Source organism: Phenylobacterium sp. (genome assembly GCF_046463815.1).
Lineage (GTDB): Bacteria > Pseudomonadota > Alphaproteobacteria > Caulobacterales > Caulobacteraceae > Phenylobacterium.
Genome location: NZ_JBKBRO010000030.1, coordinates 1 through 12792, shown reverse-complemented (window position 1 = coordinate 12792; position 12792 = coordinate 1). Strand labels below are relative to the sequence as shown.

The 12792-nt window shown below is 69.9% G+C and carries 13 protein-coding genes and 1 pseudogene; 4 read left to right on the top strand and 10 right to left on the bottom strand.

Annotated elements, in window-relative coordinates; genetic code table 11:
• Window positions 1-12: 12 nt before the first annotated feature.
• The gene (locus ACK4TT_RS17030) at window positions 13-1050 is read right to left on the bottom strand and encodes a serine hydrolase domain-containing protein (protein ID WP_409634405.1); all 1038 of its coding nucleotides are present in this window, start codon (window positions 1048-1050) and stop codon (window positions 13-15) included.
• Between the two features lie 163 nt (window positions 1051-1213).
• Between ACK4TT_RS17030 and ACK4TT_RS17025 the strand changes: the two genes are divergently transcribed.
• The 3 genes from ACK4TT_RS17025 (at window position 1214) to ACK4TT_RS17015 (ending at window position 4173) form a co-directional block, all read left to right on the top strand.
• Entirely contained in the window at window positions 1214-2512 is a 1299-nt protein-coding gene (locus ACK4TT_RS17025; RefSeq protein WP_410213470.1) for a hypothetical protein, read from the top strand.
• Between the two features lie 49 nt (window positions 2513-2561).
• Window positions 2562-3197, top strand: coding sequence for a TetR/AcrR family transcriptional regulator (locus ACK4TT_RS17020; RefSeq protein WP_409634927.1), 636 nt, complete (start codon window positions 2562-2564; stop codon window positions 3195-3197).
• An 82-nt stretch (window positions 3198-3279) separates the two neighbouring features.
• Window positions 3280-4173 (top strand): SDR family NAD(P)-dependent oxidoreductase, encoded by an 894-nt coding sequence (locus tag ACK4TT_RS17015; protein WP_410213469.1) that lies wholly within the window; start codon window positions 3280-3282, stop codon window positions 4171-4173.
• A gap of 4 nt (window positions 4174-4177) precedes the next feature.
• On the opposite strand, the gene ACK4TT_RS17010 is transcribed toward ACK4TT_RS17015, so the two are convergent.
• A complete protein-coding gene (locus tag ACK4TT_RS17010) occupies window positions 4178-5314 on the bottom strand; it encodes a zinc-binding dehydrogenase (RefSeq protein ID WP_409634396.1) in 1137 nt (378 codons plus the stop codon).
• Between the two features lie 209 nt (window positions 5315-5523).
• Between ACK4TT_RS17010 and ACK4TT_RS17005 the strand changes: the two genes are divergently transcribed.
• Window positions 5524-7986, top strand: coding sequence for a TonB-dependent receptor (locus ACK4TT_RS17005; protein ID WP_409634393.1), 2463 nt, complete (start codon window positions 5524-5526; stop codon window positions 7984-7986).
• Between the two features lie 43 nt (window positions 7987-8029).
• Here the strand turns inward: ACK4TT_RS17005 and ACK4TT_RS17000 are convergent, their stop codons facing one another.
• From ACK4TT_RS17000 to ACK4TT_RS16965, 8 genes and pseudogenes are all read right to left on the bottom strand, one after another.
• Window positions 8030-8437 carry a DUF6491 family protein gene (locus ACK4TT_RS17000; RefSeq protein ID WP_409642251.1) on the bottom strand — a complete coding sequence of 136 codons (408 nt, stop codon included), beginning with the start codon at window positions 8435-8437 and terminating at the stop codon, window positions 8030-8032.
• A 62-nt stretch (window positions 8438-8499) separates the two neighbouring features.
• The gene (gene mnmD, locus ACK4TT_RS16995; protein ID WP_410213468.1) at window positions 8500-10275 is read right to left on the bottom strand and encodes a tRNA (5-methylaminomethyl-2-thiouridine)(34)-methyltransferase MnmD; all 1776 of its coding nucleotides are present in this window, start codon (window positions 10273-10275) and stop codon (window positions 8500-8502) included.
• Between the two features lie 53 nt (window positions 10276-10328).
• A complete protein-coding gene (locus ACK4TT_RS16990; protein ID WP_410213467.1) occupies window positions 10329-10619 on the bottom strand; it encodes a hypothetical protein in 291 nt (96 codons plus the stop codon).
• Window positions 10612-10788 (bottom strand): hypothetical protein, encoded by a 177-nt coding sequence (locus tag ACK4TT_RS16985; protein WP_410213466.1) that lies wholly within the window; start codon window positions 10786-10788, stop codon window positions 10612-10614. Before ACK4TT_RS16985 ends, ACK4TT_RS16990 begins: the two co-directional genes overlap by 8 nt.
• On the bottom strand, window positions 10781-11224 hold the full coding sequence (locus tag ACK4TT_RS16980; protein ID WP_410213479.1) for a DUF4411 family protein: 444 nt from the start codon (window positions 11222-11224) through the stop codon (window positions 10781-10783). The genes ACK4TT_RS16985 and ACK4TT_RS16980 overlap by 8 nt, the downstream gene beginning before the upstream one ends.
• Window positions 11225-11233: 9 nt before the next feature.
• Window positions 11234-12376 carry an ImmA/IrrE family metallo-endopeptidase gene (locus ACK4TT_RS16975; RefSeq protein WP_410213465.1) on the bottom strand — a complete coding sequence of 381 codons (1143 nt, stop codon included), beginning with the start codon at window positions 12374-12376 and terminating at the stop codon, window positions 11234-11236.
• Window positions 12367-12669 (bottom strand): annotated as a pseudogene (locus ACK4TT_RS16970) (transposase); the annotation flags it as partial. The pseudogene ACK4TT_RS16970 and the gene ACK4TT_RS16975, both read right to left, overlap by 10 nt.
• A 2-nt stretch (window positions 12670-12671) precedes the next feature.
• A partial coding sequence (locus tag ACK4TT_RS16965) for an integrase core domain-containing protein (protein ID WP_410213478.1) occupies window positions 12672-12792 on the bottom strand: 121 nt, incomplete at its 5' end.

Here is a 12792-nt window from a genome sequence, read left to right as displayed (position 1 = left end):
GGCGGAGGAGTGTCAGTCGAGGGCGGCGGACAGCAGCCGCCAGAGGTTGGCGTCGAAGGCCTTGTCCGGCGCGGCCTGGCCCAGGCGAACCACGACCAGCCGGCGGCCGGGCGAGATGTAGAGCTTGCGGTCGAGCGCGCCCAGCGCGGCCGCCAGGTCGGGCGGCGCGGTCGGGATCAGCGGCCCGTCGGCCCGGCGCGCGGGCGCGCGGATGGCGTGGTCGCTCCCGTTCAGCCACCAGAGACGGCCATAGGCCGGATTGCTCGGCGAGGGCCGGAAGAGGTCGGCGAGACTCGTTTCGGACACCACCCTGGTCCCGTCGGCCGCGCGGCCGCGGTCCAGCACGAGCTGGCCGAGCTTCGCCAGGTCGCCGGGGGTGGTGACCAGGCCCACCGGGTTGCCCACGTCGCCGAAGGCCGCCGGTCGGGGCCGCCAGGCGGTGTCGGCCATGCCCGCCGGGCCTGTCAGCCAGTCGCGGGTTATCTCGGCCAGCGGCCGGCGGGCGGCGGCCTCCAGCACCCGCTGCGTCACGGCGTAGACGGGCGTGTTGTAGAGGAAGACCGTCCCCGGTTCGGCGACGAAGGCGAAGCCCTCGTCCAGACCGGAGCTCATGGTCAGGACGTGGATGACGCGGATCCTGGCTTCCTGATCCGGCGAGGCCTTGGACCAGCCGGGCCCCAGATAGGCGGAGACCGGCTTCTCGACGTCGAGCAGGCCCTTGTCGACGGCGATCGCCGTCAGCATGGCCACGACGCTCTTCTGAAGCGAGGCGACGTCTTCCAACGGTTCGCCCGCCGCGTTGACGCCGTGGGCGAAGGTCGCGCGGAACCGGGCGGCGTCCTCCGGCAGCGGCCAGTTGGCCCGGGCCAGCACTTGTCCATCCCGGATCACCAGGAAGCCCGTCGTCTTCTGGGCGCGGGCATAGTCCAGCGCGGCCTGCAGGCCGGGAGCCCGGATTTCGGCCGCCGCGGCCGCCGCCGCCGCCGCGACGGGCGGCTGCGCCACGACGAGACCTGCCAGCAGCAGCGCGGCCGTGCGGACATGCGCCATTTCCTGTACTCCCGAATCCACTCGCGCACGGCGCCGCGGCCGTGCCAGTTTTAACTCGCCGGTGAATGAATATCGGCCCGTGACCCTGACTGCGACCTGGAAGATGCACGAGACCTTGAAATCCCCGCCCGGCGCCCGCCTCCACCCATCGCGACGAAGCCTCATGGCCGCCACCGGCGTGCTCGGCCTCGCGGCGGCGGCGCCGGCCCAAGCCGGGCAGGGAGCTGAAAGCGGTGCGGCGTCGGACGGTCTGGATGCGGCCTGGCTGCAGGCGGTGCTGGAGCGCTATGCTGGCTTCGGCGAGAAGGCGTCCGGCGGACCCGGGGACGAGACCTGCGGCGCCTGGCTGGAGGGGGAGCTCTCCCGTACGGGCTACGCCTGCCGGCGGCAGTCGTTCGACGTGCCCTTCCTCGACCCGAAGGCCCTGACCCTGGCGAGCGGCGAGGCGAAGGTTCCCCTGGTCGCCAGCCCGGTGGCGCCGACCACGGGTCCGGGCGGACTGACGGGGCCGCTGCGGCTGGCCTCGGAGGGTGGCGACCTCACCGGCGCCATCGCCCTGGTCGTGCTGCCCTACAGGCGCTGGGTGACGCTGGCGGACCCCCAGGCCGCCCGCCCGCTGGAGGACGCCTTGGCCCGCGGCGCCGCTGCGGTCGTGCTGGTGACCACGGGCCCCACCGGCGAGGCGATCGCGTTGAACGTCAGCGCCCGCAAGCCCGGCCCGCCCCGGCCCGTGGCCATCCTCGCGCCGAAGGACGCCGCGCCCTTCCTGGCCGCCGCCGCCGAGGGTCGCCCGGCGACCCTCACGATCGACGGCCGGAGGGGAACCCGGTCGGCCTACAACCTCATCGCCCGGCTCGACCGCAAGGCGGCCAGGACCCTGATCCTCACCACGCCCCGCTCGGGCTGGTTCGGCTGCGCGGCCGAGCGGGGCTCGGGCCTGGCGGTGTGGCTGTCGCTGGCCCACTGGCTGGCGCGGACCGACCTCGGGGTGAATGTCGAGCTGGCCGCCAACAGCGGCCATGAGTTCGAGTTCCTGGGCGGCGAGCACTACCTGGAGCACGAAGCGCCGAAGCCCGGGAAGACCGCCATGTGGGTGCACGTGGGAGCCAGCGCGGCGGCCCGAGACTGGCACGAGTTCGGGGCGCTGCGGCCGTTGCCCAGCGCCGACGCCCAGCGCGTGCTGACGGCTACCGCCGACGTGATCGATCGCGTGCGGCCCGCGTTCGCGGGCGTCAGCGGCCTGGAGGCGACGCTGGTCGCCACGAACGCCACCGCCGGAGGCGAGATGACCAATGTGCTGAAGGCCGGTTACGGGACCACCATCGGCCTCTACGGTATCCACCGCTACTTCCACACCCGCGCCGACGACATGCGCTGCACCTCGGGCGAACTCGTGCGTCCCGTGGCGGCCGCCTTCCGCGCGGCCATCGGCGCCAGCCTGGGAGGTCCGCGTGCCGGATAGCGTGGTTCCCCGTCGTCGCTCGAAGAAGGCCGAGCAGCGCGCGGAGTCGATGGAGCAGATCCTCGACGCGGCCGAGGAGCTGTTCTCCAAGCATGGCCTATATGGGGTCACGCTGAAGGACGTGGCGCAACGCGTGGGCGTGCACCACACGCTGCTAAACTACTACTTCGCGGACAAGAAGACCCTGTTCGACGCGGTGTTCGCCAGGCGCGCGGCGGTGACCAGCGAGCGCCGGATGAAGGCGCTGGAGGACTATGAGGCGCAGGCGGGCGACCGGCCGACGGTGGAAGGCGCGCTGCACGCGTTCCTGGACACCGACCTCGACCTCTACATCCAGGGCGGCGAGGGCTGGAAGAACTATGGCGCCCTGGGCGCGCTGGTGTCGAACACCCCGGAGTGGGGGGCGGAGCTGATGGACCAGCACTTCGATCCCGTTGTGCTGCGCCTGATCAAGCTTCTGAAGAAGGCCCTGCCGGACTGTGCCGAAGAGGACATCTTCTGGGGCTATCACTTCGTGACCGGCGCGCTGATGGTGACGCTGGCGCGGACGGGCCGGATCGACAAGCTTTCCGGAGGCCTCTGCAAGTCGGAGGATTTCGTGGCCATCAAGCAGCGGATGGCGCGGTTCATGGCCGCCGGCTTCCTCGAGATCTGCGACGCACGCGCCCCGGCCCGGAAGGGCTGAGGACCCGCTCCCGGAGCCTTCGCGCTTCACGACGCCCATTATATTCGCTAACGTGTTAGTGAATAAAGTGAGGGGGCGTCGTATGTCGCTGCAGGATCGGGTCGCAATCGTCACGGGCGCGGGCGGAGGGCTGGGGCGGTCCCACGCGCTCTACCTGGCGTCCAAGGGCGCCAGGGTGGTCGTCAACGACGTGGGCCAGGAGGCCGCCGACCGCGTGGCCGCCGAGATCGTGGCGGCCGGCGGCGAGGCGTTGCCGGTCGCGGCCTCGGTGACCGACGAGGCGGCCGTGGGGGCGATGGTCGGCCGCGTCATGGACGCCTGGGGCCGGGTGGACATCCTGGTGAACAACGCCGGCATCCTGCGCGACAAGACCTTCGCCAAGATGAGCCTGGACGACTTCCGCCTGGTGGTGGACGTCCACCTGATGGGTGCGGCGATCTGCACCAAGGCGGTTTGGGAGATCATGCGCGCACAGGGCCACGGCCGCGTCGTCATGACCACCTCCTCGTCGGGCCTCTACGGCAACTTCGGCCAGGCCAACTACGGCGCCGCCAAGATGGCGCTGGTGGGGCTGATGCAGACCCTGGCCATCGAGGGCGAGAAGTACGGAATCCGGGTCAACTGCCTGGCGCCCACGGCCGCCACCCAGATGACCCACGGCGTGCTCTCGGAGGAAAGCCTGGAGCTGCTCTCTCCGGCGCTCGTCAGTCCCGGGCTGCTGGCCCTGGTCGGCGACGAGGCGCCGACGCGGGCGATCCTGTGCGCCGGCGCGGGCTACTTCGCCGCGGCCCACGTCACCCTGACGACTGGCGTCCAGATCGGCGCGGGTTCCGACGCGGGCGAGCAGGTCGCGGCGCGCTGGGACGAGGTCGCCGACCGCGGGGGCGAGATCGTCCCCGCCTACGGCTTCACCCAGGCCGAGCGCGAGCTCGCCGGCGCGGGCCTGGGGGCCCAGGTGGCGGTGGTCCAGCGCTGAGGTCCTAGAGGCCCTTCGTCGGGTTGATCAGGTACTTCTCGCCGGTCGCCCGGCGGCTGTAGGCGGCCAGCACCTTGGGATCGAGGGCCTCGGCCAGGCCGATCTCGGCGGTGTAGTGGCTTTTGAAGGTGGTCTTCAGCTCGGCGGCCACCCGGGCCCGCAGGCGCTGGCCGGCCTCGGGCCCGATCTTCATCAGGAACGGAGTCAGCAGCCAGGCGGCCACGCCCCAGGCGAAGCCGAAGTTCCGAGCCAGTTCGGTCGGCCGGGTGTCGAGCGAGCCGTAGATGTAGAGCTGCTTGTACACCGACGAGCCGTAGCGGCTGTAGGCGCCGGCCGTGCGGTTGGCGGCGGCCTCCATGGCCGAGAGGATCTGGCTGCCCAGCCGGCCGCCGCCGATGGCGTCGAAGGCGAGCGTCGCGCCGGTCGCGGCCACCGCGTCGGTGAGCTTGGCCATGAAGTCCGGGTCGGTGGAGTTCACCACGTACTCCGCGCCCTGGCCGCGCAGCAGCTCCTCCTGCTCTGCGCTGCGCACGATGTTCACCAGGGGCACGCCGTCGGCCTTGCAGATGCGCACCAGCATCTGGCCGAGGTTCGAGGCCGCGGCGGTATGAACCAGGGCCTTGTGGCCCTCGCGGCGCATGGTCTCGACCATGCCCAGCGCGGTCAGCGGGTTGACGAAGCACGAGGCGCCGTCGGCGGGCGTGGCGTCGTCCGGCAGGACGATGACGTCGGCGGCCTTCAGGCAGCGGTATTGCGCGTACATGGCCCCGCCGATCATGGCGACGGTCTTGCCCGCCAGGGCCTGGGCCTCGGGCGAGGCGCCGGCGGCGATGACCACGCCCGAGCCCTCGTTGCCGACGGGCATCGACTGGCCGACCCGCGCGGCCAGGCCGGGCATGGCGGCCGCGGGGATCGCGGCGGTGAGCACCGGCCGGTCCTTGGTCCCCGACGCCTTGAGGGTGGAGAGGTCCGCCGGGCCGGTCAGCAGGCCGAGGTCCGAGGGGTTGATGGGTGTGGCCTCGACCCGGACCAGGATCTCGTCCGCGCCGGGCGTGGGGACCTCGACCTCGACGAGCGAAAGCTCCAGCTCCCCCTCCGGCTTCACCAGCGAGCGCAGCTCCAGTCCCACACCGTCGGCCATCACGTCCTCCAATTGATCGGCCGCGCACCGTGCCGACGCTGTCCGGGCTTGTCCATTCGCGCGGGGCGAGAAAGCACCCAATCATACCGCGATTTCACATTTCCGTGTTCCCTGAGCGGCGGGTTTTCGGTGGCAAAGCCGGCGGAATTGGTCCGTTATTCCACTGCTCAGGCGGCCCGATCAGAGGCTGCCGAGGGGAGGAGAACCGAATGTCCAAGACCCGCTATCTCTGCGGCGGCTCGCTGCTGGCCGCGACCCTGTCTCTCGGCGCGTTCCAGCCGGCGACGGCCCAAAGCGCGAACCAGGCGGCTTCGCAGCAAGAGCCGCGAACCATCGACGAGGTGGTCGTCACCGCCCAGATGCGCGAACAGAGCCTGCAGGACGTGCCGATCGTGGTCACGTCCGTGAACGCCCAGCAGCTTCGCGACGCGGGCATCCGCGACATCAAGGACCTGACCATCGCCGCGCCCGGCCTGACGGTCACGTCCACCAGCAGCGCGGCGATCACCACCGCCCGCATCCGGGGCATCGGCACGGTGGGCGACAATCCCGGCCTCGAATCCTCCGTGGGCGTGGTCATCGACGGGGTCTACCGACCGCGCAACGGTGTGGCCTTCAGCGACCTGGGAGAGCCCGAGCGGATCGAGGTGCTGAAGGGGCCGCAGGGCACCCTGTTCGGCAAGAACACCACCGCCGGCGTCATCAACATCATCACCAAGCGGCCCGAGATGGCGCTCGCCGCCGACTCCGAGGTGACGGTGAGCAACTACGACGGCTTCGGGGCCTCGCTGGGCGTCACCGGGCCGATCGTCGCCGACCAGGTGGCCGCCCGCCTCTATGTCGCGGCCCGCGAGCGCGACGGCGTCTACAAGAGCGCCGGACCCGACAACAACGACCAGGACTTCTACACGGGCCGCCTGCAGGTGCTGTTCGAGCCCTCCGCCACCCTGCAGGTTAACGTGGCGGCGGACTACACGCGGCGCGACGAGCGCTGCTGCGGCGCGGTGCAGATCTTCAACGGGTCCACGGCGGCCATCATCACCGCGCTCGCGCCCGGAGGCCTCGCCAGTCCGCCGGACGTCGACGCCTTCCGCGACTACAGCAACCGCAGCTTCAAGAAAAAGATCACCGACAAGGGGCTCTCGGCCCAGGTTGACTGGGAGACGCCCTGGCTGGGCGGCGCGCGCCTGACCTCGATCACCGCCTATCGCAAGTGGCGCCAACAGGGCGGCACGGATGTCGACTGGACCTCGGCGGACGTCCTCTACACGGCGGGCCTCGAGGACGCCGATCCGGCCTACACCCAGTTCAAGACCTTCACCCAGGAGGTGCGGCTGGCCGGCGACACCGAGCGGCTGAACTGGCTGGTCGGCGCCTTCTATTCGAAGGAGGACCTCGACCTCCACGTGCGGACCGTGACCTACGGGACCCAGTTCGAGCCCTATCTGAGCGCGCTGCTCGGCGGCCAGCTTCCGCTGTTCACGGGGCGGCCGGCCAACGGCTCGACCTTCGTGGCCGGCAACGGCCAGAACGACCTCTATCAGCAGGAGGAACAGGGCTTCGCCCTCTTCACCAACAACAGCTTCAAGCTCACCGAGGCGCTCGAGCTGACAGTCGGCGCCCGCTACACCTGGGAGGAGAAGGACCTCGACACCTTCTGGAGCAACACCGACGGCGGCGTGGGCTGCGCCACCGCGCTCGCCCGCGCGGCGGTGATCGGCGGTCCCGTGCCGGCCAGCGGCGCCCTGATCCGGGCCGGCGGCCTCCTCGGAAGCGGGCCCTATCAGCTCATCTGCGCCGCCTCGGGCAATCCGCGCTTCGGCCAGATCGGCCGCAACGCCCAGTCGCTCGACGAGGAGAAGTTCACCGGCACCGTGAAGGCGGCCTACCGGTTCAACGAGCAGGTGCTGGCCTATGCCTCCTACGCCCGCGGCTACAAGGCGGGCGGCTTCAACCTCGACCGCATCGCCTCCACCGTCCAGACGGTCGCCGGCCAGGCCACGGCGCCGGTGCTCGACACCAGCTTCGCGCCCGAGATGGTCGATTCCTACGAGATCGGCTTCAAGAACACCCTGCTGAACCGCTCGCTGCTGCTGAACGCCACCGGGTTCTGGCAGGACTACAGCGACTTCCAGCTCAACGCGTTCAACGGCCTGGTCTTCACCGTGACCTCGGTGCCCAAGGTGGTGTCCAAGGGCGTGGACATGGACTTCCTGTGGTTCACGCCGGTGGACGGCCTGACGCTCAACGGCGGGGTGACCTACGCGCAGACCTACTATCCGAACAGCACGCCGGTGGCGCTGGGCGGCAACGTGCCCGGGTCGCGGCTGTCGCTGGCGCCGCTCTGGTCGGGATCGGTGGGCGTCACCTACCAGCGCGACCTGACCGACGACCTCACCGGCCGGTTCGCGGTCAACGCCAAGAGCGTCTCGTCCTACAACACCGGCTCGGACCTCAACCCGATCAAGAACCAGCCGGGCTACACGGTGGTGAACGCCCGGGTCAGTGTCGGCTCCAAGGACGAGCGCTGGACGCTGGAGGCCTGGGGCCAGAACATCTTCGACGAGGTTTATTACCAGGTGGCCTTCGACGCCCCGTTCCAGCCGGGCTCGTTCAACGCCTTCCTGGGCCAGCCCAGGACCTACGGCCTGACGCTCCGGTTCGCCTACTAGCCGGAAGGGGACGCCGCCGGCTCACCCGGCGGCGTTCTCTGCCTTAGGGCCGGGCGCGCTTGGGCAGGGCCTTGATCTCGGCCTCGGTCAGCTTGCGCACCTTGCTCACCTGGCAACGCTGCGGGCCGGTCGGCGAGGGGGCGATGATCTCGGCGTCGAGGCCCGAGCAGATGGTCGATCCGCCGCGCGAGACGATGCCGATCTTCTGCGACCAGTCGACGTCGTGGCAGCGCCCGAACATCTCCAGTTCGTAGACGTCCTTCACGCCGACCCGGACATAGACGTGGCGGTCGTCGTCGGAGGCGAAGCTGTTCACCTGACTGGCCCAGAAGCACTGGCGCGCGGGCTTGGCGGCGGGTTCGGTGGGCGACTTGGCGGCCGCCTGGGGCGCGGCGGCGCTCAGCGCCAGCAGGCCCGCGGCCAGGGCGGCGGTGGCGATCTTCCAGCTCATTCTCGGTTCCTCAAGGCAAGGACGTCCCCCGAGCATCCCGAATATAGGGCGCGCGATGGAGCTTAGGAATGTCCGCGACGGGCGAAGCGGTCCGCCGCGACCAGCGCCTGTGAGGCCGCCGGCAGGGGCGATGGCGCGCCCATCACCTCGGCCGCCACATGCTCGGCCAGCAGCGGAGCCATCGACAGCCCGCGCGAGCCGAAGCCCGTCAGCACGAAGAGGCCGGGCTGAGCTCCGCCGGCGATCGGCAGGCGGTCGGGCGTCGTCGCGCGTACGGCGGCGCGGCCCTCCAGGCGGGCGGCGCCCACACGGCCCGCCAGGCCGGGCAGGGCGCGGGCCAGGGTTTCCAGGTTGCGGATGTGGTCGCCGGCCCGCACGTCCGTCGCCGCATCGTCCCGGTCGTGGGTCGCCCCGAACAGCACGCCGCCCCGGATCGGCAGGACATAGCCGCCCCAGGCGGCCGCGACGCCGAACGCAGCCTCGGTGGTCCAGCTCGCCTGGCCCCGCACGGGCCTGAGCGGCAGGTCGGGAAGCAGCGCCGCCGAACCCTGCGCCGCCGCCAGGATCACGGCGTCGGCGCGCAGGACCTGTTCGCCGGCCTCGTCCAGCAGGACCCATTCGCCGTCGCGAGGATACAGGCTTGCGATCCGGGCGCGGCGCACCTCGCCGGTCCAGGCGGCCAGCACCGGGGCAGGCTCCAGGACAAGCGCCGTCCGCTGGTCGAGGGCGGCGGGCGCCGGTTCGCCCAGGCGCGCCGTGGCGGCCTCGGCAGACAGCATCTCCAGCGCATCGGGCTCGAAGAGGTCCGAGGCGGCGATGCGGGCGAAGCGGCCTTCGTCGCGTTCGGCGGCGGCGAGCTGCAGGACGCCGCGGGCGAGGATCGCCTCGGCGTGGTCTTCATACAGTCGGGCGGCGCGGGCGAAGGCCTGGGCGAAGAGGCGGGCGGGTGGTCCCAGACCGGCGTCCAGGCGGGGCGTGACCAGGCCGGCGGGATTGCCCGAGCCGCCGGCGCCGGGTCCCTCGGCGTCCAGCACCACGGCCTCGCCGCCCAGCGCCCGCACCGCCCGGGCGGCGGCCGCGCCGGCGATCCCGGCGCCCACGACCGCAACGCGGCGGACAGGCGAATCGGCGGCCTCGCCCGGCATATGGGCCTCCAGGCGTTCACGCTTGCGCCCGAAGCCCGGCCGCTTCTCGACGGCGAAGCCCGCGGCGGCGAGCCCGCGGCGGACCTGGCCGGCCACGGTGAAGGTCGCCGCCCGCGCCCCCGGGGCCGAGCGGGCGCCGACGAGGGCCAGGATCTCGTCGGTCCACATCTGGGGATTCAGGGCGGGCGAGAAGCCGTCGAGGAACCAGGCGTCGGCCCTTCCGGTCCAGCCGGCGAGCGCCTCGGCCACGTCCATGACCGCCACGTCGACGACGGCGGCGAACTCGGGAAGCTCGATGCGGTGGACGCCCCGCGCCCGCCCGGGCCAGCGCCGGACCAGCGCTTCGGCGATTCCCGCGACCTCCGGCCAGCGGGAAAGCGCCCTCGCGGCCTCCTCGGCGGTGATCGGATGCCCCTCGATGGTGAAGACGTGCAGCCGGCCTTCCGCCGGACGCGTGCGGCGCCACAGGTCCAGCAGGGCGACGATGTTCAGGCCCGTGCCGAATCCAAGCTCGCCCACCACGAACCGCCGGCGTTCCGCCCAGGCCCCGGGAAGGCCGCAGCCCTCAAGGAAGACCGCCCGGGTCTCGGCCAGCCCGTCCTCGGCCGAGAAATAGACGTCGCCGAACAGGCGCGAGCGCGGCTGGCCGTCGTCGGTCCAGGTCAGTGGGCTGCCGGTCTCGGGAGTCGTCATCGGCGTCGGGCAAAAGAAAGGCGAAATTATACAATCCGTACCCGCGACGGGCGCTACCCGTGCGGCGGCTTCCAGATGAACGGGCAGCTATCCCGGCCAAGCACGTTTGATGCGGAGTACCAGTAGACGGCGATCTTCGGGGCGCTTCGCCCAGTGAAGTACGTGCAGACGAGCGACGCTTGGCTGTTCGACGCAAGGTCGCCCCAGTCGCCCGCGACGTAGTGCTCTCCGGGCTCAACCCTCCTCTCTTCGAGAAGGATGCGGTTGCCGCTGATGAGCAACCAACCCTCGATCCCGACAGCGGTTAGCGCCGCGAGGCCGATGAAGGGCAGGAGTTCACGCATCGGAAGGGCCGCGCTTGCGGCGCGCTGACACCTTCTTGGTCGCCTGTTGCGGGCGCGGCTTCGGCGGCACTATCGCCTTGAAGACCCGCTCGAAGGTCGCCCCGCTCTCGTCAGCGCCGGCTTCCCGGGCGGCTTCCTCGAAGCGCTGCGCCTGGTTCTTGTCAGACATAGCCAAGCTCCTGAAGCAAAGTCGGGCCGTTGATGCATCGAACATCGACGCCCTGCTGGCGGCACACGAACGGGATCTTCTTTGTGCTTGCCGGACGCTCGTCCGTGACAAGAGTGTACCCGTAGACCTTGGCGCACGCGATGAGCCAAGGGTCCGCCGGGTCGGGGTTCTTCGATCCGGTCAGGTCGAACAGAAAATCGAAGTCCTCTGAGATACGCCCGACCCAGTCTTGTACCTCTGGGCTGTACTGGCTGGCGACGAGCATGGCCCGCTTCACAGGCCGGAACCTCGCGACCACTTCCGGCCAACGGCGAAGCTCATCGAACACCTGCTCCACGGTCTTGAGGTGTCCGTCACGAACGCACTGAATCAGCCGATCATGAGACAAGGCCGCGTCGGGCCTGTCCCTCATGTGGGCAATCGCGTCCGTGTCGATGATGTAGATTTACCGCCCCCCAGCACCGACGCGCGCAAGCTGCCGGCCAATCTGCTCGCGCACACCATCGAAGTAGCGCGGTGCCAGATCGAGGATTTCGGCGGCTTCGCTCCGTGTGATGAGACGCTGGTTCTCGGCGCTCAGTACGGTGGAGGTGAACCGGTCTCCCAGCTCATTGACCTGGGTGTTGTTGTAGTTCCCCCCCGGCGTACGAGGCCGTAGCCGCTGCATCTCTACCAGACGCTCATAGTAGCCCTGCGGCGCGACGCCGAGCTGCTCAAGACGTAGAGCCAAGGCCTGTTGGCTCACTTTCAACCGCCGCGCCCACTCGCGGATTTGGTCGAGGGTCCACTCGACCGGACGCTCTGGCCAGTAAGGTAGTATCTCGGCCAGTACTGCGCGGGGCATGAGGAAGCCCCCGGCGAAGCGGTTGCAGTACGCCTCCACCGGATTGGCGTCGTTTTGGTCGGAAATCCCCGGCTGACGCAGCAGCAGGTGCGCGTACTCGTGTATCAGGGTGAAGGTCCTGACCGGCTCGTACTCGTCGGCCTTATTGATGACGATGATCGGCGCGTTGCGGTCGCGGTAGATGGTGAAGCCCAGGCAGTCAGAGCGATCCCATTTCTTGAGCAGCACGTAGACGCCAGTGCCCTCAATGATGGTGCGCCAGTTGCGGAAGGCTTCGTCGGACGGCCACGCCAGTTGCGTCACGCCGCCAATGCCCAGCCGCCGCCGCTCGCGCTCACCAGCCTCGCTGGCGTTCTCTCTCAGCCCAATGTGGGGCAGCACCGGAGTCGGCGGCGCCGCATCGGCGTCCACGAGCTCAAGAATGTTCTGCTCGATCGTATAGGCGTGGCTGATCGCCAACCGCACATCGAAGCCGAGGGTCGCCTCGCGCCCCTCAACCGTGCGGAAGTCCATTGGCATCGGAGGCACCTGCGGCCGCGTGCGGCGAAGCAGGGTTGCGCGTGGGATGCGGAAGCGGTCGGAAAGCTTGCGGAAGAACGTCAGGTTGACCTTCCGCTCACCAGCTTCGATTGCAGCAAGCTCTTGCTCAGTGACGGACAACCGCGCTGCCGCAGCAGCTCGGTCCAGGCCGCGGAACTCGCGAGCCCAGATCACAAGGTCAGGATTGACCGCGATTACCGCCACGCAGACGAGTCCCGGTATTTCAGTCTCTTGCCAACAACACCAGACAACGCGCGAGACGTCCTTTCAAGGTCGTTGACGCCGTTGGCCGCCCGCTCATTGTAACGGAAGTCGTACTCCGCGAGGTAGCGATGCAGGTGGCGCTTACCGCAGTGCTGGTAGACGCCCTCCATGCCCCGCTTGAACACGCTGAAGTAGCCTTCAATCGTGTTCGTGTGGATCGTGCGGTCCTGCGGGTTCACGTACTCGTCTTGCCCGTGGCGGACCACGCCATGCTCCGCGAACTCCCGACCAACGGCTAGCTGTGGAGGCTCAACAGGTTGTCCCGTTCGAGGCCGAGACGGCTGATGGGCGTGCGTGATCCTATCCCGCCGTGCGGTCGATGCCAGTTGTAGCGATGGATCCAGGCGCTGAGATCG